Genomic DNA, 23,181 nt, shown 5'->3' on the forward strand with positions numbered 1-23,181 from the left:
GGTTGTGACAAAGACTTGTCACAACCTCTTTTTTAAATGGTGTTCTTCTGCCAACTTCTTGCGACTCAGAGTGAAACGGCAGGCTCACAACCTCTTTATTTTGGAAATGCTTCTCCGACTACGGCATCCTCAGGCAATACTAAGATTCCTTTTTTTGCTGGAGCATTTGGCAAATGCAATTCACGAGCGGAACAGATCATTCCATAGCTGTCTACCCCTCGCAAAGTTCCTGGCCAGATCATCATTCCATCCGGCATCATGGCTCCTGGTTTTGCAACGACAACTTTTTGTCCAGCTTCGATATTTGGTGCACCGCAAACGATTTGTAATACTGTCCCATTGTCTACTTCTGTCTCAGTAATCGATAAATGATCAGAGTCAGGATGCGGGACGCATGTTTTTACATATCCGACAACGATCTTCGGTTCACGATCAGCTTCAAGCTGTTCTTCGAATCCTGCTTCTTTGATCAATCGATTCAATTTCGCTAATTCTTCATCTGTTAAGCTTACTTGGCCGTTCCCTTCGATTGTTAGATGATCGGAGATATGGAAAAAGTTCCAAGCAACAACTTGACCTTGTTCATCTTTGATCCGAGCAACATTCCATTTACGTTCAACAGTGTTTTCTGTTCCTTTATCGTCGGCTATGATAACCATCAAAGTGTCTCCGACGTGTGCTTTGTTATAAGCAAAAATCATGTTCTTTCCTCCATTATCCTTTGCTGAGATTTATCTTAACAAAAAATTGCATTCACTGCATGAGATTTTTTTCATGCTTTATTTCCGAAGAAGCTTCTTCTGGAACACCATTTATTCGTAACAAGGGACTGTGACAAGACTTTTGTCACAGTCCCTTTACTGTTTTAGTGAATTGATTAAAAAGATTATACAAGTTCCACTTGCTTAATTACTTGGCTGTTCTTCTTCGTCAGAAACGATCAAGACATCACAAGGTGAATGACGTATAACGTAGCTGGCTACACTTCCTGTCATAAAGCGTTCGACTGCATTTAGTCCAGACTGCCCAACCATGATTAGATCGATTGCATATTTTTTTGGCAATTTGACTGCCATGGATTCACGAACAGAGCCGTAGGCAATAATTCCTTCTATATTTGTGTAATCAACAGATTTCCCATATTCTTTACATTCTTCGATCATTTGCTTGGCTGTTTCAGTTTGCTGATCGACTAGATTTTGATCAATAGGAGCATAGCCCATAAAGTTATAAAATTGCTGATCGATTACGTTTGCTACATATACTTTCCCATTATTACGGCGAGCCACTTCTACCGCTTTTTTGAAAGCAGCAAGTGCTTGTTCACTACCGTCGATACCTACTAAAATGTTCTTATATTCTTGATTCATCTTGACCCCTCCTAACAGATGTCAGCCTTTTATTACACTTTCTAGGAACGATTCGATTTCCTGTTTTGTTTTACGATCTTTATTCACTAGACGACCTAATTCTTTTCCGTCTTGGATCACGACAAAACTTGGGATACCAAAAATGTTCCATTCAGCGGCTACATCTATGTACTTGTCACGGTCTACTTCAATAAATTGCCAATCAGAAAAGTCATTTTCGATTTCAGGCATTTGCGGTTTGATAAAACGGCAGTCTCCGCACCAGCCGGCAGTAAAGAAAAATACACTCTTTCCAGTTTCTACGTAGCCTGCTAATTCTTCTAAACTATTTGGGATAATCATTCTTTTTCCTCTACTTTCTCTTTATGTATTTTTCAATTAAATTATACACCTTTCTTACGAACTAACAAACATTGATCCTCTTTTTATAAAAAAAATCTGACAAAAGGTTGCTTTTGCCAGATTTTATAGTTTTACTATCGCGTTATTTTCCGTATACGATCGTGTTCACTGTTGATTTATCCAAACCTTTCAGTGTTTGAATCAACATTTCTCGTGCAGCTTCAAAATCGCGAATACTGAACATCGTTTGATGCGTATGGATATAACGTCCCACTACGCCAATCACTGTACTTGGGATTCCTTCATTTTGTGTATGAGCAGCACCTGCATCTGTACCGCCTTTTGAAACAAAGTATTGATAAGGGATATTGTTTGTTTCAGCAATATCCAGCAAGTACTCACGCAAACGAGGAAGCATGATCAAACCTGGATCTTGGATACGCATCAATGTACCTTCTCCTAAATGTCCGAATGTGCCATTTTTCGTCACTGTGTCATCTGCTGCAGAGCAGTCTACTGCAAAGAACAGATCTGGCTTGAATTTATTGACAGAAGCTTTAGAACCACGTAAGCCTACTTCTTCTTGGACATTCGCGCCTGCAATCAATGTATGACCTAATGTTTCATTTTGTAACGCTTCTAAAGCTTCTAATACCATTGTACAGCCATAGCGGTTGTCCCACGATTTGCTGATGATATTCTTTCCGTTGGCTGTTTTGATCGTTTCAGCATAAGGCACAATTGTGTCTCCTGGAAGGACACCGTAACTCATTGCCTCTTCTCTTGATTCAAACCCAGCATCGAACAAAATATCTGTTACTTCTACTGATTTTTGTCCGCTTGTTCCTCGCAATAAATGTGGGGGAACGGAAGAAGAAATACATGGATAATTCTTACCAGTAGAGGTTTTAAGTGTAAAACGTTGAGCAGAAACAACGTAAGGGTTCCAGCCGCCTAGAGGTACGACTTTGAAAAGCCCGTTTTCTTGGATTTGTGTCAGCATGAATCCGACTTCATCCATATGTGCTGCGACCATTACACGAGGTGCATCCGCTTCTTCATGGTGGCGCAGCCCAAAAATGCCGCCCAAACCATCTAACTGTAACTCATCTACCAGCGGTTCCATATGACTTTCCATATAGGCGCGAACGTCTTGTTCAAAACCGCTTGTTCCTTGTAATTCTGTTAACTCTTTGATTCGTTGAAATGTTTTTTCTTCCATATGCTATTCGTCTAAATTTCAGACTAAACTCCTCTCAGACTTATATTGATCTGCGGATAAAATATGATTTTTTCTGCAGACCGATTGTATTTATTATAGCTTATTTTTTCTGGTAGCGGTTATTTATTTCAAAGAAAATATGAGAGTGTGGTAAAATAAGCACAAGGAGTAGCAAGTGAGAAGAAGGAGGTATATCCACATGTATGAAGAAAGCGAATTAAGCTATTTTAAAGGCGGGTTAGCCGTTGGGATCGGTCTAGGATTATTGAGCGGGGTAGCTTCAACGATTTGGTATCATCGCAAAAAAGTGTTATCAGCAGACCAAGTGCTTGAAAATATCAAAACATCTTTTTTAAAAGAAGGCGCAATCGAAGGTTCTTGGATCTCTTTTGAAAAAGAACCTATTAGAAAATTCGCCGTTCGGTCGAGTGCTTATCGAGGTGGGCTTTCTCGGATAGAAGATGGCGAAACTGTTTATTATGAATTTTTAGCAGATGCTCATACAGGAACCGTATTAGACATTTCAAGAAAAAAGGGCGCAATAGATTAATACGTCAAAAAAATGAAATAACGAATACGCACCCACTATCTAAAAGAAAGGTATCCTATCCTTCTTTTATAGTGGGTGGTTTTTTAGACAGGTCTTTTTAAACACATATTCCAGTATTTTCTTTTTAAATAAATGATATTTAGCGGGAAAAACTAGCATTTACTTTGATTATGAGGTATTTTTAATTCAGCTTTTGTTTTCTATAGTTAAGGAGAGTGAAAAATGGAACAACAAGAAAAAATTGCTGTTCTGATTCCTTGTTACAATGAGGAAGCAACAATTTCAACAGTCATTGCAGACTTTAAACGAGAATTACCAGAAGCAGATATTTATGTCTATGATAATAATTCGACCGATCGAACATACGAATTGGCCGTTCAAGGTGGAGCAATCGTAAAGAAAGAACCACGTCAAGGAAAAGGGAATGTGATCCGTCAAATGTTCTTTGATATTGATGCTGATTATTATTTGATGGTAGATGGCGATGACACTTATCCCGCCGAAGCTGTACATGGTTTGCTTGAGAAATTACGTTCTGGCGAAGCAGATATGGTCATTGGCGATCGTCTATCAAATGGAACCTACTTTGATGAGAATAAGCGTCCTTTCCATGATTTTGGAAATAACCTTGTTAGAAATACAATTACTAGAATGTATAAAACAAAAATTCTTGATGTCATGACCGGCTATCGAGGATTCAATCGAATTTTTGTCAAAAGCTTTCCTATTATGAGTTCTGGTTTTCAAATCGAAACAGAATTGACGATCCATGCTCTAGATAAAAAATTCAAGTTCGTTGAGATCCCAATCGAATATCGGGACCGACCAGAAGGCAGCGAATCAAAATTGAATACATTCTCTGACGGATTCAAAGTGATCATGATGATCATCAAAATGTGCAAAGATTATAAACCTTTGCTTTTCTTTGGGATCTGGACCATCTTCTTCTTTTTATTTGGATTGGTCACGGGGATTCCTGTGATTCGTGAATATATGTTGACAAGCTTCATTACACGCATCCCTTCTGCGATTTTAAGTACTGGATTGATGACTTTAGCCCTTCTTTCATTAGTAACAGGACTGATTTTGGATACGGTCGTCACGAACGCAAAGAAAGAGTACGAGCTGAATCTATATCATGTGTATCATGAATACCATAGTAGAAAGTAAAAAAAGGATCAAGGCTGCAAAGATAATTTGCAATTCTTGATCCTTTTTTAATTAATTATTTCGCCAAACGGTAGATAGCATCTGCATAGATTGCTGTTGCTCTGAACAAGTCATCAAGACTCATAAATTCGTTTGCTTGGTGCATTGTATCAGTATATCCTGGGAACATCGCTCCATAAGCAACGCCACGTTTCAACAAACGTCCGTAAGTTCCGCCACCGATGATTTGTTCGTAGCCTTTTTCTCCAGTGTGGTCTTCATAGACTTGCAATAATGTAGCCACCAATGGATCATCCATTGGTACGTAATGTGGTTCCATTACGCGAGCACCTCGAGTAACTGTTGCGCCTTCTTGGCCCACTGTTTGTTCGATGTCACTTTGCAATCCGTCTACTGTTACACCTTTTGGAAAACGGAAATTCATATTGATGAAGTTCGCTTCCTCTGTACCATTCTCTTCAAAAGCAAACAGTCCAGCATTCATTGTCAATTTGCCCATTTTTTCATCTTCATAAGCGACTCCTAGTTTTTCTCCATAGAAATCTTCATGGACATAAGCAGCTGCTACATGGATAAATTGTTTAGCAGATCCTAAGAATTCATAGTTATCTAAGAACAATGCCAAGAAAGAACCTGCATTGATACCAGATTGTGGGCTTGCACCATGTGCACCTTTACCAACTAATTCGATTTTTACATACGTATTGTCTGCTTCAATCGTTCCGCTTACTGGATTTGCTTCGATGAATTGGTAAAATGCTTCTTCCATCGCGATAGCTGCATCTGCACTTGGTACTTGAAGTGCTGCAGTTGCTGTTCCTGGCACCATGTTTTCGCGAAGTCCGGAAACAAAAGATTTCAATACATAATCTCCTGCATTGTCGCCTTTGAATCGTAAAGCTAAAGAAACATTTCCTTTTTCACCATTGATGATCGGAAATTCAGCATCTGGCGAGAAACCAAAATCTGGTTCTTCTTCATGTTCGAAATAATAAGCCATATCGCCCCAGCCGCTTTCTTCATCACTACCGACTACGAAACGCACTTTTTTCGATAGTTTCAAGTCAAGTTCTTTAATGATTTTCATCGCATAGTAAGCTGCCATACTTGGGCCTTTGTCATCACTTGATCCGCGTGCAAAGATCTTTCCATCCTTGATTACTGGTTCATAAGGATCTGTGTCCCAGCCATCTCCTGCAGGAACGACATCCATGTGTCCAAATATCCCTAGTGTTTCGTCTCCTTCGCCAAAATCAATATGCCCTGCATAGTTATCGACATTTTTTACTTTAAATCCATCACGTTCACCATAAGCTAACATATGTTTCAATGCGTCGCGAGGTCCAGGTCCAAATGGTGCATCTGGTGTTACTTTTGAGTCGTCTCGCTCGCTGTTGACACGTAAAAGATTTTTCAAGTCTTCAAGCAAGTCTTCTTTACGTGCTTCTACTTCTTTTTGCCAATCAATTGTCATAAAGTTAATCCTCCACTTATTTAAGTCTTCGTGTTCATGATACCACAAATTACAGAAAAAAATAGTTCAAAAAATCTGACAATTCCTTTTCTTATCTGTTTTTCTCTAAAAAAAATATACGTTATAATGAGTAAAAGGAGGTTTTTTGATGCTGATAGACAAACAACTAGTGAAAAGAGTCATCACACCTCGTCCAAAAATTTCACATAAAGGAACATTTGGACGTGTCGTTTTGATTGGCGGCAATGAACAATACGGCGGAGCAATCATCATGAGTGCTTTAGCTGCCGTACACAGTGGAGCAGGTCTCACGACAGTAGTAACGGATGAAAAAAATCGGAGTGCCCTTCACAGTCATCTGCCAGAAGCAATGATCGTAGATTGGACGGATACTGACCAGTTTCTTTCCGTGATAAAGCAAGCAAATGTACTCTTGATTGGTCCCGGATTGGGTACTTCTTCCAAGAGTTTGGAACGTTTCAAACAAGTACTAGAAAACCAATCAAAAGAACAATGGCTGGTGATTGATGGCTCTGCTTTAAGTTTACTGGCTGCTAACCATCTTTCGCTACCCTATCCCGAACAAACAGTACTTACACCTCATCAAATGGAGTGGCAATGGTTGAGTGCTCTACCGATACAAGAACAGCGAGATGAAGAAAACAAAAAGAAGCAACAGGAAATCGGTGCTGCGGTCGTTTTGAAAAGTCATGAGACAAAAATTTATGGTCACCAACACTTCTACACCAATCCTTTAGGTTCAGCTGCTATGGCAACAGGCGGCATGGGGGACACTTTAGCAGGAATGATCACAGGATTCTTCGCCCAATTCCCACAAAATGACCAAACGATTGCGGCAGCTGTTTATCTTCATAGTTTCATCGGAGACCAGCTAGCAAAAGAACAATATGTCGTTTTGCCGACACAGATCAGCGAAGCACTTCCGAAGTGGATGAATTATTTTTGTAAAAAATCAATGGAAAACGAGGCATGAATCATGGAGAATTTTACAGGTTATGTACGAGAACCTTTTTATTATGAAACAGATCAAATGGGGATTATTCATCACAGCAATTATATCCGCTGGTTTGAAGAGGCTCGGGTAGCCTTATTGGTACATCTAGGGTTTCCCTATAAAAAAATCGAAGAATCTGGGATCATTATCCCCGTTCTGGAAGTAAATTGCAGCTATAAAGAAATGATCCATTACGGAGAAAAAGTGAGCATCCATCCAACTATCCAAAAATATACGGGAACACGTTTAGATTTTAGCTACGAAATTGTGGGAACTGAAGACAAAAAATTAAAAACTATTGGTAGCAGTAAACACTGTTTCTTACTTTCTGATTCGCAACGATTAGTGAAGCTGAGCAAAGTCAATCCGGAGCTAGATCAGTTATTCCAAGCGTACGCTTCTCTGGATAATGCTATTTCTTAATAAAAAACCGTCTAAGCATTTTTCTTGTATTGTGTCGAGTAGTTCGTATAATGAAAAGAAAAAAGCAGGTGATCCCCATGTATGTCGTTAAAGTAATGCACGGTTACATCGATAAAACTGGCTGCCGCACTCGGGAAAAAAACTTAGACAATCTGCTCATTTTCAAAGACAAAAAAGAATCCGAAGCTTTTGCTAAAAGAATCGGCGGTCGTGTCAAACCGATCCAAGAGGTACGACCAGATTGATCATCTATACTGACAAGGAGCTTGTGACAGAAATGATCAACTTTAAGAAACTGGAACACCGTATATAAGAGGATGTGAAAATGGTTTCTTACATTTTTTGCATAATTTTGACTTCATACCGAGAAACTGGTTTTTGACGTTTATTTGAAAAAAGGAAGATGATATGTTTTTTGTCATCTCCCCTTTTTTCAAATCAATTACACATTATACACCGACATTATCTTAACTACATGTACATTCGTACGTTGAAAAACAGTTGTGGCTAACTCATTTTTATCGTGCTAAGGGAAAAAATTCACTTGATGATGAATTGTAGCTGACTTTCAGCGTTCACATTTGATAAATCAATCGTAATTTCTCCAGTCACATCTTCACTGTTAGTTTTAGAAGATTCTTTTTTGTATAATCTAGTAACCAGTACTTCTTTCCCATTTTCTGAAATCTCTTTACTTACAAAATACCCAAAAAAAGTATATCCTTTATCGAGCTTATAACTGACTTTTAACACAGTGCTGTCCGCCACAACACCCAAAATTTCACTTTTTTCTAAATACGAATTATTTTCCAAAGGGGATGTCTCGCTACCAGAAAAAATAATTTTTAGGGTATCACCTTCCAATTGTTTGTCCTGCTCTTCCCCGTAAACAGAATGAACACTTACTATCCCCACTAATAAAAAAATTACAAGTAATAAAGATTTTCTTACACGTTTAGAATTTTTCATTCTACATACCCACTGAATACATAATCACGAGAAGACGCTTGCATATTCATTCGACCTTGTGTAGCGACATTCCACACAGAAGTAGGATAATTCCAACCTTTACTTAACTTCGGGTAAACCCCTATTAAGTCATTAGCGACGTGGTTTACATTAGATTCATCAACTGTAATAGCATTGCCTATATCAGTATCATAGTCAGAAATAGAGTCAGCCTGAGCTACAACGCTTGTACCTATAGTTAACATACCTAAAGTTAAAGCGAAACACAATTTTTTCAACATATACCCTCCTAAAATATTATTTTTATCAACCTAATGACAGCACATAAAAAATGTGGTTAAAACCAGAATATGTTTACTGTAAAAAATGATAACAGTCTCGCAGTAAGATCATAATATAAAATAATCGACCTAACAAAACATCTTTCTAATTACGCTTACGAAAGAAAGCGTTATCTTGGGATTGATTGTATCTTTACTTCGTTTAAATGTATAGCATTATTTTTTATAATTTTTATGACTTGTTATAGTCACCACATTGTCGGTAGCTACTTTCTACGTTTTGTAAACGATTTATGTTATAATAGATTATACTTACACAGAAAGGAAGTTTTAATGGGTATCAATAATTTACAGCAGCAAGCTTATGAATCTATCCGTAAACAGATCATTTATTCCGAGTTAGCACCTGGAAGTAAAATCTCCGATAAAGTGTTAGAAGAACAACTAGCTATCGGGCGCACACCTATTCGGGAAGCACTGATCCAGCTTCGTAATCAGGAGCTTGTAAAAACCATTCCACAGTCCGGCACCTATGTTTCAAAAATCGATATCCGATCTGCTTCATTAGCCCGTTATACGCGGGAAAAGCTGGAAAAACCGATCCTGCAAGAATGTAGTGCGAAAATGACAGCGCAAGATCAAGCTAAACTAGAAAAAATATTAGAACAAACCGATCAGGCAGTGATCGCTCAAAATAAAAAAGCTTTTTTTGATTTGGATACTGATTTCCACCGAACTTGTTATGAAATTGCAGGAAAACGAGAGATTTGGGACTGGCTGGAAAGTTATAGTACGCACTTGAACCGTTTCAGATGGTTGCGTTTGACGATTTCAGAATTAGATTGGGGTCGAGTATTGGATGAACATCAGACAATGCTTCAATCAATGATTGATCATAACTTTGATGAAGTCGGGTTTCTTTGTACGATGCATTTACATATGATTATCGAAGAGCAAGAATACGTGATTCATAATTACCCCGATTATTTTGAAGATATTCAGGAAAGACCCATCAAATAAAGGGACTGTGACAAAAATCGTGTCACAGTCCCTTTCAGTGTTCTCCTGCCAACTCCTCGATATTAGCTCAAAAAACGGCAAAATAGGAGGAGCTATTTTTGTTTGGCTGTTCTTATTACTTGATGCAGGGCAGCTTTTTCACAACCTCTTATACACGGTGTTCCAGAAGTAGCTTCTTTGAAATAAGCCGAAATGTCACAAAAATTTGAGAAGCCATTTTCGTAAATTCCTTCTTATTTCTTGAAGCTGACCACTTCTGCCACAACCTCTTTATTTGTGAGCAAAATCATACTCCGCACATCTTTTTTCTATTTCTTTTATTTCTTCTAAAATCCCTTGGCTACGCGTTTCATTATATGGCCAAAGCAAGACTGCCTCTAATACATAAGGCGAAAAACGGCTTTGATTCATCTCTTTTGAAAAACTCATCGCTGCTATCTCGCTCAATGCACGAATGGTTGATTGGTGTGTATAAAAAGGCAGCCGCCATAGCACAATTTTTTCGTTTTGCGTATAAATTCCCTTAACAGAAGCTTCAATGTGGTGAAATAGTTCATGTCCAATAATCAAAGCTTGCGCTGTTTCTTTAGAGATTGAAGTAAGTCCTGAACATTTTAATTTTTCTAACGGCTCCGTCATCAATCGGATCCCTTCATCTTCTGCATAAGTTGCAAAAGTGATTCGTTCGTTTATTTGCTCTGATTCACAGGGAACGATTGGAATAGCCATTTGTTCACAAATTTCTCCTACATCGGCAAAAGGGTACTTTTTTTTGATGCTACATGCCGTTTCGATACCACAATCGATTGATTGTTGTATGAGGATTTTCTGCTTGGACAAAGGGATCTTTTTCCAAAACAAATCTCGCTGAAACTGATAGAATCCCCAAATTTCTTCGGGGATCTGTTGTAATTTGTTTAGTAACTCTTCTAACTTATGTTTGTTTGATGTTTCCGGCAACGACGATCACTTCTTCCTCTGGTTCCATAGTAGATACTTCCAGATCCATCAAAAGCTGTAGTTGTTCCAGATCCGTCGCTGTAAAATCAGAGACTCTTGCTCCTAAACAGAGATAAAATTCTGGTCGGGCGATCAACTCCGTTTGATAAACTGCCATATCTTCCCAAAGTTGTTCGACTGCTGCCATATAATTGGCTGCAGTTGTTTTCATACATGAAGCATGTCCACGTTGGACCTTGATAAATCCTTTTTGATCGATGATCCGAAGACTTCCAGCATTTTTTGAACGATTCTGTTCGCCGCATACATAAAAGAAAGGTGTATTTTCCAATAAGCAAACTTCATTTTTATTTAATCGCATATCCTCTGCAGCAAGCTCTAGTGCTTCTTCTGTTGTGATTTCCTTGGTTAGATCGGTTGCTTTCACTTCCGTAGAACCAGTAGCGATAGCCGTTACTTTTGAAGTCTGTGGATCGATTTCTACGTGGACTTCGATCGATTCTGGTGTAGCACCTGATTCAATCGCCTTATTCATCGCTTCATTTTTCAATGATCGGATATCTTCTTTACTTGGTGAAGGAATGATACGTTCTACAACATCTCGGACCATTGCAAGTGCTACACCAATAGAAGAGATCACTTCAGCATTTTCAGGGATAGAATATTTCACACCCATTTTATTGCTGAAGTAAGTAATCAAAGAGGCAGCGCCGCCCCCTACACCTACAAGAGAAATCTGATCTTTCTCCAAGTGATACTTGTCTGCCAATTCTAAAATCACTGGTTCAATCTTAGCATAGGATTTTTCCATAATCTGCTCTGCGATGTCTTCAACCGTCGTATGACAATAGTCTGCTAATGCCTGTATGGCTTTTCGTGCAGATGGGACATTTCCATAAGAAAAATGTTCTTCTTGCACTAATCCAAGGACATTGGCTGCACATGTATTTGTAATAGTCACTTCTTCTCCGTCTTCCATCACTACCTTGACGTAATCAGCAGGGTCTCCTTCTTTAGGAGAGAAAAATTCAACCTTAGGACCTTTGATTTTTTCTGTCTCCGTAAATACTGCATAATCTAGACCGGCAATATGTGCAGAACGTGGACCGACATCGATGATTCCTGACTGATTAGCCCGTACCATCGAACCGCCTGCCACACCTAGAACCCGAACATCTAATGAAGAGATATATGTTGGGTGGCCACCTACAATTGAATAATCGATTGCTGGACGTCCATTTTTAATGACCCCGATATTGGTTGTTGTTCCGCCTACTTCAAAATAAACCCCATTAGACGCTCTCAAGTACATCAAAGAGCCCATGACTGATGCTGCTGGACCGGAAAGCATGGTTAAAACAGGTCGTTTTTTCATTTCATTGATTTCCATTACTCCGCCGTCTCCGCGCATGATCATCAAAGAGACATTGACCCCTGCTTCTCGTACAGAGTCTTCTGTCGATGTTGCCGTATCTAGCATTTTTGGTAAAATAGACGCATTGATCGCTGCTGTCCGAGTTCTCCTTGTCAATCCATATAATTTTGTGATGTCAGAAGCCATCGTTGTAGGGATCGATTTTACCGATGCTGCTTCATAAACGACCCGTTCTGGTTCCCCATTATCTACTCCAAATGCCATAGAAGAAACCAAGACTTCCGCTCTTTCCCTTTCTAGAGAAGAAATCGTTTCTGAAACACGGTCTACATTTAAGTGTTTGACAGGTAAGAATGCATTGACAATTTCTATTTTTTTCTTATTCCCTAAATCGATATCGTTCAATCTAGTTTGTCGTTTTGCTAAAAAACCTTCTAATCCACCTTTTGCCATACCGATTACACCGACTTTTGCTACGTCCCCTTCAATCAGCGCATTCGTCGCTTGCGTAGTAGAATGTGCAACAAAAACAACGTCTTCTGGACTAATATTATTTTCCCGCAAACAATTTTGAAAAGATTGAACGACTCCTGCAGCCACCCCACGAACATCGTCGTGGGTCGTTTTCACTGAAGACTTTCCGATGATTTCATGTGTCGCATTATCGATTGCCACTGCTTTCGTATGCGTACCACCGACATCAATTCCCATTCGCACAAAACGTTTCATTTTCTTTTCCTCCATTCATCTAATCATTTCTATCGACGTTTTGTTTACTAGGCGTTCCCGTACAAGAAGAATGTAATCAAACATAAGATCGCACCGATGATCCAACCAGTTGGGATGGATTTCTTCATGTATTCTCGAGACGTTACTTTTGTATACCCTAATCCCCAAGCGACCCAAGATTGTGTAATATCTAAATGCTGAGGGGCAATCGTTGTGATTGCAAACAATGGGAACAAAAAGGCTGGCGACATTGTTGGGTTCACAGCTAATACAACAGCTAAAATAGCTGATCCTGAACCGACTAGATTCATTGGACCGCGGAAAAATCCTAATGGTGTCAATATAGCAAATACGATTGCTAAGACTAATGGTGATTGCGGTATCAAATCTCCGAAAATAGCTGAAAAATAAGGAGAAGCGTACGCAGCTGAGTTATTGAACATCGCTAAGGTCATCAAGAAACCGACCATTGGTGCGACATCAACTGCGCCATCTGTAAATAATTTCGCAAATTGACGACAGATTTCTTTATAACCTCCACGCAATTTTCCAGTAAACAGCAATGCCCAAATACCTGCTAGAATAAAACCTAAGATGATTGGAATATCTAACAAAACGACCCCTAAAACTGGTAATAATACGGCTAACCATGAGATCATTGGTGCGTCGCCGCCTTCAGCCGGTACGTTTGCTGCCATTGCATAGCGTTTCTTTTTATTCATTGATATATTAGCCACCGTTAGTACAACAACTAAACTTACAACCATCCCAATCATACCGATTTGGAAATAGTCATTATAAGTGTAGCTTTCAGCTGCTGGGTTGAAACCAGCGTAAATCGTTTGATACTGTTTGAAGTTGACGATATTAGCAAAGATCCCAGCCATGATCGAGCCCATAAATGAGAACAGCGCAACTGGTACTGAGATTCCTAAAGACATCAAGATCGGTAAAACAATGACTGCGATAGAAATCACTGGTCCAATTCCTGTCATCGACATGAATATAACAGCGGTTACAACACACAGCAAACTCATCGTGATTCTTGGTTTGTCCCCTCCAAGTTCGACTACTTTACGAATCAGTGTGGCTGCTATCCCGCTATCTACTAGAACACGCCCGAAAAAGGCACCAAAGAAGACATTTACCAAAATCGATTTGGCGTACTCAGCAGGTCCAGTCGTATAGATATGCGTCAATACATCAATTACTCCTTGTCCTTCCATCGCCGGGTTCGGCGAAAACGTGTTTCCGACTAGCGCTAATCCCATCCATACAGTCGCCATGATGGCAAAACCGACCATCAAGTTGTAGCCCTTTACACAGTACCAGACCATGAAAAAGAATGAGATAACTAACAAAATACCAATAATAATATCACTCATGTTATTCCTCCGTCCATTTTATTTTTCTGATAAACAAACTAATATATCAGTCAAGTTCATTCTAACTTATGCAGTTAGCGCTTTCATTAGAGGATGACCATAAATATTCGGATTTCAATTAAAAAACCTTAATTATGCTATTTTAGCCTTATACGTTGTTATCCCGTTTTATATGGTGAAGAATTGGAAACAAAAAAAGGGGGGCTGTGACAACAGTTGTGTCACAGTCCCCCTTTTCCGAATAAACGGTGTTCAAAAGGAAATAAACTTATGAAAAGATGTCTCAGTAACCTTATCTTAATAAAGTCGCTTCTTCATTAACTATGCCAATGTTTACAGAATCCAAGATCTTTCCATCCTTAGATAGAACAACTATATTGATTCCAGGTTTATTCCGTGAAATTGCTATCCCGTCAATGTTAATATATCCAAACTGCTGATCTTCGTAAGGCGTATAGCTAGTTCGAACAGTAATTTCTTTTCTAGCCACATCTTTACTGAAAATATTGTAATTTTGTTTTTGTGATAAAATTGCTTCTTTTTTATCTAGAATCATTCCTGAAAAGTTCCAGTGTTGTTTAAAAATCTCTGGATCTAAGCTAGGGAAAAATTTTATCATGTCATTTATCAACGTTTCATTTATCTGTGTGACATCACCAAATCCAGCAACAATGAGTGGATTTTCAGAGTCCGCTAGTTTTTTTAGATAATCCTGAGCATTCCATATATTCATCAGTTTAGAATCGCCGTTTTTATAGATATTTTTCCAGTCCTCTTCAGATATAGAACGGACACTTTGTAAATCAAAATACTTTGCGTTAGCTCTGTTTACTTGCGCATCAACATCCCCTTTTATATGCGAAAGTGCGTTGGAATAGGCAGGATAACTCGTATTATTATACGAATGAAATTCACTTACAACAGGATTCAAATTACCTTGTTGCTTTTGAGCTTTCAAGTAATCGTATTGTTCTTCAATATTACGATATGAACGTGCAATATCAATGGATCCTAAGGCAAACGAAAATAGAAATTGGACTAGCAAAATAGAGCTGATCACACTGTAAACAATCTTTGGCGCATTTTTTTCAATTTTATCGGGCCATTCTATCATCATTGCAATAAGAATATATAATACTCCGCCAAAAAAAGAACGCCCCCATCCAAGACCTGCAGGTGATATTGCTAATACATAAATAGTTGCCAATCCCGCTATTATATAAATATAAGATAGACGTAACCACTCTTTTCTGTGATCAAAAATTATTCCCAATGACAGTAATATTGCACATAAAATAAATAACTGTAATCCATTTTCTTGTAGAGTTTGGGTAATATCTACAATTCCTGAAAACAATTTATGAGGTAAAGACCATGTACTACGTTCAAAGTAAGTTGCTCTAATCGCATTTCCTGGAGCTGATGTCATCATAAACAACCCAAAAATAGTACCAACCAAGCCTGAGAACATCCATAATTGTAATGGCTTTTTCTTACGGTAAGTTATATAGATATAACCTAAAATAATTAAAACAGCACCTCCAGATGTGTTCTCATTACACCAACCTGCGGCGACACCTAAAATTGCCATAATTATAAGGTTTCCTACTGATTTAAAAGGAAGTAATCTATCGGCATAACAATAACGATGGTAAATAAACAGAACGCTAGTTATAATTATTCCACCCCATAAATAATTTGCAGCGCCTGTTTCCCACAAAATCGTCTGTCCAAATGTGGGAATGAATAGCCATATAACGACATTTATCATCAAATATTTAAAAGCATGAAACTCTGTTTTATCTTTTGTCGTTATCTTGTAAATCAAAATGGTTAACAACACATAAATTAATGGATTGACTAAATTGAAAACCATTTTAGGCATCAATAAAAACACACGAGCGATGATATGCACCACGGATCTTCCAGTCCACGTCATATACTGATGATATTCGTCTTGTAGTATAGTTGAAAAATCCGTAGTTTTATACATGTATTCAATATCATCAGCAATTAAAGGTGTTAAAAAATTTAATACAACCATTATTAAATAAGTACATAACAACATGGCTATTCTTTTATTCTTGTCTATATTTTCTTTTAACCAATTCACTTTTTTCCCTCTTTCGTTATATTTTGTTTAAGAAAAGTTAGCTAAATAATATCCTTTTCTCTTAAAAATTATAGCATCTATTCTATTTTAATGCGCGATGAATCCAATAATCTGCAGGATGAAATAATGATTACTAAATTTCTCTTACTGTTTTGTTTAATTATGTATATTACAACACTAAAAAAGAGGAAAGAACATAACTTTTCGTTATCTTCTTTCCTCTTTATGAATGCGTAGTTAAAATCAAGCATTGCTCAGGAAATATAATCATACTCATTTCAATCAATATCAACAAATTTCATATTAAACTGGGTCATTTTCTGGGTCAATCTATAAACTCGTCATATAAAAATCTGGATCAATAATGTGGGACATATAGGGAGAGAATTTAAACATCTAAACAAAAATAGAAACTATTAAACTAAATAGCTGTCTTATCCTTTATCATCAACTGAATTTTTAAACAACTAATTACTTTACACATCTAAAACCTAAATTATTTGCAGCAGACATTCCAGTATTTCCATTTCGAGCGGAAAGCCGATATCGTTTGCAATAAGATTCATGACACAAAAAGGACCCTCCACGCGTAGCATAAGTTTTATCATCAATTATTTGATGATGTGACCAGTAATAAGCACTGTTCTTTTCCTTAAATTCTGTTAAATCAATTCGCGCGGGGTTACTACACCACTCCCATACATTTCCAATAGGTTGATACATTCCATACTCATTAGCTTCATACCATTTTGCTGGAGCCGTATTGGCAAAACCATCTGCCAACGTATTCGTTCTAGGAAAATCACCTTGCCAGATGTTGCATTGATAATTACCATCTTTTAAGAATTCTTTCCCCCAATAATATTTTTGAAACTCAGTTCCCCCTTTAGCAGCAATTTCCCACTCTGCTTCAGTAGGTAGCCGTTTGCCAGCCCATTGACAATAAGCAACAGCATCATTTCGAGAGACTTGAACAACCGGATGATCCCATCTGGCTTCAATTGAAGAATCTGGTCCTTCAGGATGAGACCAATCAGCTCCAGCTACTGCGTACCACCAGTTCATATTAGGAACTATTTTACTTTTCTTTTTTGTCACTTCGCTTAAAAAATAATGAAAAACAAAGGACCAACCAAACTTCTCTGCTTCGGTAATATAACCAGTTTCCTTAATGAATAAAGCAAATTCTTTATTGGTTACCGTTGTTTCATCAATCATAAATGCAGGGTGTTGGATAGTTATTTTTGGACCTTCATTATCTGTAGGAAATCCATCTGGTTGATTTGTCCCAATGTGAAATGTTCCTTCTGGAATAGCAATCATCCCGTTCCCTTCTTTCTATAATATTTGATAAGCATTATAAAGATTTATAAATAACACAAGAAGAATGACACTCTGAAAAACAATAGTAACCTTTTCTGGTGATAAAACATTACTGAGTTTTGCCCCCAGTAATCCCCCAATAATTGCTGCTGGAATCACAAACCACAATATTGTTAAATCATACCGACTAAATCCGGTCGTAAGAGCAATTGTAAGCAATTTGGCAAACTGAGAAAATAAAATTGTACAGATAGAATAAACAGTTGCATCTTTAATAGATATCGAGAACAGTAACATAAGTAATGAAACATTTATTGGACCACCACCAATACCTAATAAACTAGCTAAAAATCCTAAGATTAAACCACAACTAAAATACCAAATAACATGTGTAAATTGAAAATTTTTCCAGTTGTATTTTGTATACATAAAAGCAAAAATTAAGGTACCCATTGTTAATGCGATTTGAATCAATTGCACGATATCTTTATTTCCAAACCAGCTAAAAAAAGCCTCAAATGCTAGATTTCCGAAACTCCCACCTAACACTGCACCAACAGATACCCAACTGACGATTTCCCAATTAAACTTACGACCACTAGTCAATTGACGCGTAGTAGAAATGACAGCCATCGTAAAAACCGCAGTGGCAGAATAAAAGGATATTGCTGCCACATCATGCGCACCTATAAAATCAAAAATAGGCTTAATGATTACGCCACCGCCCATTCCAGAAACTGCTCCAACAGTATTGGCTAAGACAATTACAATAAAGTAAAGAATTCCTATCACATATTCACCTCCCGCAACAAAATCAATATTTCTTCTATTTTTGGTATAAATTCTTGAAGTAGTTCCTGATAGCCACAGTAACCGTCTTCGTCAATGTATACCACGTCCTTCATTCGTTTACATCCACCACCACACATTTGCTGAAAAGGACAACTTTGACACTTTTTAGGAGTCACTGGTCGTTCACAAATAAATTTACGGGAAACATCCTGTTCAAACAATTCTCGTAAAGTATTCTCTTGAATATAACCAATTCTATAATCATCTAGAACATAAAAATCACAAGGATACACACTGCCATCTGCTTCAATGACGTATTGAACTTGGCAATTCCCAAGAATGCCACAAGCAGTTACTTGTTGCCTAACTAACAAATTAATCAAGTCATCAAATAACTTAATACTTATATATCGTCCTGTCCGCAATTCATCAAGCCAAAGTTGAAATATTTTGTGATAGAAACTGGCAAAACCTCTTGGCGTTAAAGGATAGCTGTTTTTCCCTTTTGCATCCAGATCTTCTAAACAAGGAATAAACTGGACATAATCAATTCGTTTCTCCTTTAAGAAATGAAAAATTTTTTCTCCTTCATCTGCTAACGGCCTTGTTAATACACACAAAATATTGTAGTCAATTGCATAATGATCAAAGAGTTTTTTGGTTTCTAGAACGCGATAAAAAGTGCCTTTCCCTCTTGAATCTATACGATTTAGGTCGTGATACAACGGATGTCCATCAATGGACAATCCTACAAGAAAATTATGTTTTTTTAGAAATTTACACCACTGATCATTAATAATGACGCCATTGGTTTGAATCGCATAGTTTACATGCACTTGTTTGTTTTGTTGAGCTACAAAATCAGTAATGTTTTCAAAATAACTTATCCCTGCCATAGTTGGTTCGCCACCTTGAAAAGCCAGAGTTAATTCATCACCATCTTCTAAATCGATGTAAATACTTTCTAGCATTGCTGTCGCAATCTCACATTTCATTTTTCCATACGAACGAACCTCTCTGAGTGAGCTAACATTGGCATAAAAGCAATACTTACAGCGAAGATTACACAACGAAGATGCTGGTTTGATTAAAACCGATAAATGTTTCATTCCTTCACCTTTTTTCTGAACTCCTTATTTATTCACTTTTACCGAAAAAGGAACGAATCCTTAGAAATTTTTACTAAAGATTCGCTAATTTCTTCTCTATTTTACGAGTCCTAATCGTTCATATTCACTATCTGGTACTTCAATTCGATCCATAATTTCTACTAATTTTCGAATCATTTTGTTTTCGATTTTTTTATCTTTAATTGGGTGTTCTTGCTTAGGATCATTTTTCAAATCAAATAACAAATGTCCAATAGAATATGAATCAATATATGTTGATACTGGTATTTCGGTGTAAGGATATTGGTTTGTAAAACGATTCCCTGGCTTAAGTGTTAATTGATCTAAAACTTCTTTTTTTAGAAAACCTCGAATCATAGAATAATTTAAAGTCTGGATAGTAATTGGACCATTATCAGGGTAAATAGATGCTCGCATATACACATAACGTCCATCATAAATATTCACATGTCCGCCGTTCGTACCAAAAATAATTTCCGGATGAAGCAGTGTTTCTTCATTTTTTAATGCAGGTAGTAAAGATTTCCCATCCATATCTAGCTCATTCTCAATTCCAAAATAATCCAGTAAAGTGGCTGGAATATCAATTGTTTGGCTCAAAGTTTGACAATGATTTCCCACTTTACTATCTGGGGCACTAATGAAAAATGGAAGGTGGATAATTTCTTCATACATAGGCGCTACATTTTTTCCTAACCAATCATGTTCGCCTAACAAAAAACCATGATCCGTATTAATTATGATTAATGTGTCCTCCCACATATTATTTTCATCTAAGTAATCCAATAGTTTTCCTAGATGTTTATCACACATACTTATTAATGACGCGTATTCTTTTTGAACTCCCGTTAAGTCATTTTCAGTAATATCTTCCGTAATTCGTCCATATTTAGGCCAGAAATAAGGTTGATCTGTCGGTTGGTCTTGATAAAGTTCTCGGTACTTTTCTGGAACGAAAAAAGGTTCATGAGGATCAAAGCATTCAATTTGTAAGAACCAATTATCTTCTGTACGGTATGCTTCCAAAAACTCTAGTCCTGCTTGAATTGTTTGTACACTAGACATTGTTTCTTCAGTGCATTGCTTGGTTCGATTTGCAAAATGTTGATCGACAGAAATTCCTGTCTTATTTAAAGAGTTCTGTTGAGGATGGTTCTCTCCTGCTTTTCTGGGAATCCAACGATCTCCTTCTTGCCCACGAAATCCTTCCCAAGTTGAATAACGATTATGGTAGGTCGCCCCACCATCTTCAAAATAATGAGAATGATCTGTCACTAAATGACAATAAATCCCATTATTTTGCATAATTTCAAAGATAGAGTGATCAAAAGGTTCCAATTGCCCCCACATACGATGCATAAAATTATAGCGTCCTGTATGCAACTCACGACGAGCTGGCATGCAAGGCATGCTACCTCCATAGAATTGATCAAAAGTTGTTGTTTGTTCCCTTAATCTTTGAAAATTTGGAGTCTTCATCCATTCATTTCCGTAATTAGATAAATATTCTCGTGACAAAGTATCGAACATAATCATTATTGCTCGCATGATCTCGCTCCTTTATTTGATAATAATCAATTCTTTTTCTGCGACTTTTTCTACCACATCCAAATATTTTTTCGTATTTGTAACAACAATTGGTGTATCAATGGAATAGCCTGCTTCTTGAATTGCTTTTCCATCAAATTCCAACAATAACTGTCCCTTCTTAATCGTATCTTCTTGCTTCACCTTAGGTACAAAATATTTTCCTTCCAAATTCACGGTATCCATTCCAATGTGGATCAATAGTTCAATCCCATCTACTGATTTCAAGCCAACTGCATGATTTGTTGGAAAAAATGTTTCAACTGTACCGTCAAAAGGAGCATATACTTTTCCTTCACTTGGTCGAACAGCAAGTCCTTTTCCTAATAATTCTGTAGAGAATGCTGCATCAGCGATTTCTGATAGCGGAAAAACTTCGCCAGCAATAGGTAATGAGACCGCTACTTCTGTCATCAAATCATTTTTCTTAGACTCTACTTTATTCTTTTCATTGTCTCTTCTATTCTGTGCTTCTCGGTCTTCTTTTGGATCATATAAGAAAGTTAGAGTTAAGATGAACGACAGTACAAAAGCAACTACAATCGCAATAACGTAACCATAAAATCCACTTCCTATCCCACTTTCAGGACTAATATAATTTGGTAAGCTAAAAATCCCCATTCCTCCCATAATGAAAGACTTGGTTCCGAAGATACCCATTATTAATCCACCAACTGAGGCTGAAATCAAAGTAGCAATGAATGGTTTTTTTCGTGGTAAAGTAACCCCATACAGTGATGGTTCAGAAACGCCAAATAAGCTAGAAATAAAAGCCGGAATGCCGATTGCTCGAACAGAGACATTACGAGATTTTATAATTACCGCCAACACAGCTCCAGCAGTTGCAAATGGCGTTGCTTGTCCTAAAACCATCACAGGATCGTAACCTAGGACACTGATATTGTTGATTGCAATCGGAATAATTCCCCAGTGTAAACCAAACATTACTAAAACTTGCCAAATAGCTCCTACAGCAATTCCTGCTACAATTGGACTAAAATTATAAATTGTTAAGACGAACTCACCTAGCAAATCTCCAGCCCAAGTTGCTATGGGTCCAATAATAATAAAAGTTAAAGGAACCATAATTATTACTGTTAGAAAGGGGACTAAGAAACTTTTTAATATACCAGGAATAATGCGAGCTAAGGATTTTTCAAGTTTGCTACCAAAAAAAGTTGAAACGACAATTGGGATAACGCTTGAACCATAGTTCATCAAAATAACTGGAATTCCTAAAAAAGTAATATAAATTGGTGATTCAAAAATCGTTCCCGAAAACAATGTATATAGAGGTTCTACACTAGCTGTCAGTCCTGCTATCGCGGGATAAACTAATGCCGCTCCCAAAGCCATCCCGACAAATTGATTCAACCCGAATTTTTTTGCTGCTGTGTATCCTAAAAAGATTGGGAAAAAATAAAAGAAACAATCTCCAGCAGCTTGTAAAATGGCGTAAGTACCCGAAGTATTTGTAAACCAACCTAAAGATACAAATAGAACATTCAGTCCTTTAATCATCCCTGTCGCAGCTAATAGTCCTAGGACAGGTGTAAAAATCCCTGAGATAATATCAATAAAGCTATCCAATAATCCTTTCTTTTCCTTAACTACTTCTGTTTCTGTTGACAGCCCGGAAAGTTCAATAAATTCCTTGTAAACATCCGGAACGTGATTACCAATAACAACTTGGTACTGTCCCCCACTTTGAACTACGGTCACAACTCCAGGTACTTCTTTTAGTTCTTCTGTATTTGCTTTTTCTTCATCTTTCAAGTTGAAACGTAAACGAGTAATACAATGAGTCAGTCCATTGATATTCTCTTTTCCACCAACATCTTTTAAGATTTCTTTTACTAATTTTTCATAGGCCATTTTTTTCTTCCTTTCTATTTTCAACTAAAAAAGGCAAGACAAACAAAGACCTTCACCTAAGAAAGCTTCTGTCAGT

The 23,181-nt window shown here is 37.4% G+C and carries 22 protein-coding genes; 6 read left to right on the forward strand and 16 right to left on the reverse strand.

The features are described 5' to 3' along the window. Positions 1-95: 95 nt before the first annotated feature. The 4 genes from ytpR to pepA all read right to left on the reverse strand — a co-directional run bounded on the left by ytpR (position 96) and on the right by pepA (position 2,934). Positions 96-701 carry a YtpR family tRNA-binding protein gene (gene ytpR / locus AB3I00_RS03320; RefSeq protein WP_098041285.1) on the reverse strand — a complete coding sequence of 202 codons (606 nt, stop codon included), beginning with the start codon at positions 699-701 and terminating at the stop codon, positions 96-98. 204 nt (positions 702-905) lie between these two features. Further along, positions 906-1,370: a universal stress protein gene (locus AB3I00_RS03325; protein ID WP_002292633.1), complete on the reverse strand. Its 465-nt coding sequence runs from the start codon at positions 1,368-1,370 to the stop codon at positions 906-908. Between the two features lie 21 nt (positions 1,371-1,391). Further along, positions 1,392-1,712, reverse strand: coding sequence for a thioredoxin family protein (locus AB3I00_RS03330; protein WP_002292632.1), 321 nt, complete (start codon positions 1,710-1,712; stop codon positions 1,392-1,394). Positions 1,713-1,854: 142 nt separating this feature from the next. Beyond that, positions 1,855-2,934, reverse strand: coding sequence for a glutamyl aminopeptidase (pepA, locus tag AB3I00_RS03335; protein ID WP_002294156.1), 1,080 nt, complete (start codon positions 2,932-2,934; stop codon positions 1,855-1,857). 199 nt (positions 2,935-3,133) lie between these two features. Between pepA and AB3I00_RS03340 the strand changes: the two genes are divergently transcribed. Together AB3I00_RS03340 and AB3I00_RS03345 are read left to right on the forward strand one after the other, a co-directional pair. Continuing rightward, the gene (locus tag AB3I00_RS03340; protein ID WP_002292629.1) at positions 3,134-3,484 is read left to right on the forward strand and encodes a PepSY domain-containing protein; all 351 of its coding nucleotides are present in this window, start codon (positions 3,134-3,136) and stop codon (positions 3,482-3,484) included. A gap of 222 nt (positions 3,485-3,706) precedes the next feature. Next, positions 3,707-4,654: a glycosyltransferase family 2 protein gene (locus AB3I00_RS03345; RefSeq protein ID WP_002292628.1), complete on the forward strand. Its 948-nt coding sequence runs from the start codon at positions 3,707-3,709 to the stop codon at positions 4,652-4,654. A gap of 55 nt (positions 4,655-4,709) precedes the next feature. Here the strand turns inward: AB3I00_RS03345 and pepV are convergent, their stop codons facing one another. Further along, on the reverse strand, positions 4,710-6,128 hold the full coding sequence (pepV, locus tag AB3I00_RS03350; RefSeq protein WP_368024772.1) for a dipeptidase PepV: 1,419 nt from the start codon (positions 6,126-6,128) through the stop codon (positions 4,710-4,712). A 148-nt stretch (positions 6,129-6,276) separates the two neighbouring features. On the opposite strand from pepV, the gene AB3I00_RS03355 reads away from it, so the two are divergent. The 3 genes from AB3I00_RS03355 to AB3I00_RS03365 all read left to right on the forward strand — a co-directional run bounded on the left by AB3I00_RS03355 (position 6,277) and on the right by AB3I00_RS03365 (position 7,811). Beyond that, positions 6,277-7,122, forward strand: coding sequence for an NAD(P)H-hydrate dehydratase (locus tag AB3I00_RS03355; protein ID WP_368024773.1), 846 nt, complete (start codon positions 6,277-6,279; stop codon positions 7,120-7,122). A 3-nt stretch (positions 7,123-7,125) separates the two neighbouring features. Further along, positions 7,126-7,566 carry a thioesterase family protein gene (locus tag AB3I00_RS03360; RefSeq protein WP_002374311.1) on the forward strand — a complete coding sequence of 147 codons (441 nt, stop codon included), beginning with the start codon at positions 7,126-7,128 and terminating at the stop codon, positions 7,564-7,566. A 77-nt stretch (positions 7,567-7,643) separates the two neighbouring features. After that, positions 7,644-7,811, forward strand: coding sequence for a hypothetical protein (locus AB3I00_RS03365; RefSeq protein WP_002292624.1), 168 nt, complete (start codon positions 7,644-7,646; stop codon positions 7,809-7,811). 295 nt (positions 7,812-8,106) lie between these two features. On the opposite strand, the gene AB3I00_RS03370 is transcribed toward AB3I00_RS03365, so the two are convergent. Both AB3I00_RS03370 and AB3I00_RS03375 read right to left on the reverse strand, forming a co-directional pair. After that, positions 8,107-8,535, reverse strand: a complete 429-nt coding sequence (locus AB3I00_RS03370; protein WP_070770563.1) for a hypothetical protein — start codon at positions 8,533-8,535, stop codon at positions 8,107-8,109. Beyond that, on the reverse strand, positions 8,532-8,813 hold the full coding sequence (locus AB3I00_RS03375) for a hypothetical protein (protein WP_202765127.1): 282 nt from the start codon (positions 8,811-8,813) through the stop codon (positions 8,532-8,534). Before AB3I00_RS03375 ends, AB3I00_RS03370 begins: the two co-directional genes overlap by 4 nt. 336 nt (positions 8,814-9,149) lie before the next feature. Between AB3I00_RS03375 and AB3I00_RS03380 the strand changes: the two genes are divergently transcribed. Continuing rightward, entirely contained in the window at positions 9,150-9,836 is a 687-nt protein-coding gene (locus AB3I00_RS03380; protein WP_002312480.1) for a GntR family transcriptional regulator, read from the forward strand. A gap of 270 nt (positions 9,837-10,106) precedes the next feature. On the opposite strand, the gene AB3I00_RS03385 is transcribed toward AB3I00_RS03380, so the two are convergent. From AB3I00_RS03385 to AB3I00_RS03425, 9 genes are all read right to left on the reverse strand, one after another. Continuing rightward, the gene (locus AB3I00_RS03385; RefSeq protein WP_070676791.1) at positions 10,107-10,796 is read right to left on the reverse strand and encodes a hypothetical protein; all 690 of its coding nucleotides are present in this window, start codon (positions 10,794-10,796) and stop codon (positions 10,107-10,109) included. After that, on the reverse strand, positions 10,771-12,900 hold the full coding sequence (locus tag AB3I00_RS03390; RefSeq protein ID WP_104764261.1) for a hydantoinase/oxoprolinase family protein: 2,130 nt from the start codon (positions 12,898-12,900) through the stop codon (positions 10,771-10,773). The genes AB3I00_RS03385 and AB3I00_RS03390 overlap by 26 nt, the downstream gene beginning before the upstream one ends. Before the next feature lie 47 nt (positions 12,901-12,947). Continuing rightward, complete coding sequence (locus tag AB3I00_RS03395; protein WP_024635685.1) at positions 12,948-14,285, reverse strand: hypothetical protein; 1,338 nt, start codon at positions 14,283-14,285, stop codon at positions 12,948-12,950. Between the two features lie 292 nt (positions 14,286-14,577). Beyond that, positions 14,578-16,398, reverse strand: coding sequence for a DUF6056 family protein (locus AB3I00_RS03400; protein ID WP_368024774.1), 1,821 nt, complete (start codon positions 16,396-16,398; stop codon positions 14,578-14,580). Between the two features lie 471 nt (positions 16,399-16,869). Further along, positions 16,870-17,721 carry a formylglycine-generating enzyme family protein gene (locus tag AB3I00_RS03405; RefSeq protein WP_368024775.1) on the reverse strand — a complete coding sequence of 284 codons (852 nt, stop codon included), beginning with the start codon at positions 17,719-17,721 and terminating at the stop codon, positions 16,870-16,872. A 15-nt stretch (positions 17,722-17,736) separates the two neighbouring features. Beyond that, positions 17,737-18,513: a sulfite exporter TauE/SafE family protein gene (locus AB3I00_RS03410; RefSeq protein ID WP_368024776.1), complete on the reverse strand. Its 777-nt coding sequence runs from the start codon at positions 18,511-18,513 to the stop codon at positions 17,737-17,739. Further along, the gene (locus AB3I00_RS03415) at positions 18,510-19,622 is read right to left on the reverse strand and encodes an SPASM domain-containing protein (RefSeq protein WP_368024777.1); all 1,113 of its coding nucleotides are present in this window, start codon (positions 19,620-19,622) and stop codon (positions 18,510-18,512) included. The genes AB3I00_RS03410 and AB3I00_RS03415 overlap by 4 nt, the downstream gene beginning before the upstream one ends. 96 nt (positions 19,623-19,718) lie before the next feature. Further along, positions 19,719-21,191: a sulfatase gene (locus AB3I00_RS03420; protein WP_002329700.1), complete on the reverse strand. Its 1,473-nt coding sequence runs from the start codon at positions 21,189-21,191 to the stop codon at positions 19,719-19,721. A gap of 12 nt (positions 21,192-21,203) precedes the next feature. Further along, a complete protein-coding gene (locus AB3I00_RS03425) occupies positions 21,204-23,105 on the reverse strand; it encodes a beta-glucoside-specific PTS transporter subunit IIABC (RefSeq protein ID WP_368024778.1) in 1,902 nt (633 codons plus the stop codon). Between the last annotated feature and the right edge of the window lie 76 nt (positions 23,106-23,181).

The sequence above is a fragment of the Enterococcus sp. C76 genome, assembly GCF_040886985.1.
Lineage (GTDB): Bacteria > Bacillota > Bacilli > Lactobacillales > Enterococcaceae > Enterococcus_B > Enterococcus_B lactis.

Excerpts from the sequence above, each read along its gene's own strand:
- AB3I00_RS03355 (WP_368024773.1), top strand. The coding sequence starts at position 6,277 with ATGCTGATAGACAAACAACTAGTGAAAAGAGTCATCACACCTCGTCCA.
- AB3I00_RS03380 (WP_002312480.1), top strand. The coding sequence starts at position 9,150 with ATGGGTATCAATAATTTACAGCAGCAAGCTTATGAATCTATCCGTAAA.
- AB3I00_RS03370 (WP_070770563.1), bottom strand. The coding sequence starts at position 8,535 with ATGAAAAATTCTAAACGTGTAAGAAAATCTTTATTACTTGTAATTTTT.
- AB3I00_RS03325 (WP_002292633.1), bottom strand. The coding sequence starts at position 1,370 with ATGAATCAAGAATATAAGAACATTTTAGTAGGTATCGACGGTAGTGAA.
- AB3I00_RS03390 (WP_104764261.1), bottom strand. The coding sequence starts at position 12,900 with ATGAAACGTTTTGTGCGAATGGGAATTGATGTCGGTGGTACGCATACG.
- pepV (WP_368024772.1), bottom strand. The coding sequence starts at position 6,128 with ATGACAATTGATTGGCAAAAAGAAGTAGAAGCACGTAAAGAAGACTTG.
- AB3I00_RS03425 (WP_368024778.1), bottom strand. The coding sequence starts at position 23,105 with ATGGCCTATGAAAAATTAGTAAAAGAAATCTTAAAAGATGTTGGTGGA.
- AB3I00_RS03420 (WP_002329700.1), bottom strand. The coding sequence starts at position 21,191 with ATGCGAGCAATAATGATTATGTTCGATACTTTGTCACGAGAATATTTA.
- AB3I00_RS03405 (WP_368024775.1), bottom strand. The coding sequence starts at position 17,721 with ATGATTGCTATTCCAGAAGGAACATTTCACATTGGGACAAATCAACCA.
- AB3I00_RS03415 (WP_368024777.1), bottom strand. The coding sequence starts at position 19,622 with ATGAAACATTTATCGGTTTTAATCAAACCAGCATCTTCGTTGTGTAAT.
- pepA (WP_002294156.1), bottom strand. The coding sequence starts at position 2,934 with ATGGAAGAAAAAACATTTCAACGAATCAAAGAGTTAACAGAATTACAA.
- AB3I00_RS03365 (WP_002292624.1), top strand. The coding sequence starts at position 7,644 with ATGTATGTCGTTAAAGTAATGCACGGTTACATCGATAAAACTGGCTGC.
- AB3I00_RS03345 (WP_002292628.1), top strand. The coding sequence starts at position 3,707 with ATGGAACAACAAGAAAAAATTGCTGTTCTGATTCCTTGTTACAATGAG.
- ytpR (WP_098041285.1), bottom strand. The coding sequence starts at position 701 with ATGATTTTTGCTTATAACAAAGCACACGTCGGAGACACTTTGATGGTT.
- AB3I00_RS03360 (WP_002374311.1), top strand. The coding sequence starts at position 7,126 with ATGGAGAATTTTACAGGTTATGTACGAGAACCTTTTTATTATGAAACA.
- AB3I00_RS03330 (WP_002292632.1), bottom strand. The coding sequence starts at position 1,712 with ATGATTATCCCAAATAGTTTAGAAGAATTAGCAGGCTACGTAGAAACT.
- AB3I00_RS03395 (WP_024635685.1), bottom strand. The coding sequence starts at position 14,285 with ATGAGTGATATTATTATTGGTATTTTGTTAGTTATCTCATTCTTTTTC.
- AB3I00_RS03340 (WP_002292629.1), top strand. The coding sequence starts at position 3,134 with ATGTATGAAGAAAGCGAATTAAGCTATTTTAAAGGCGGGTTAGCCGTT.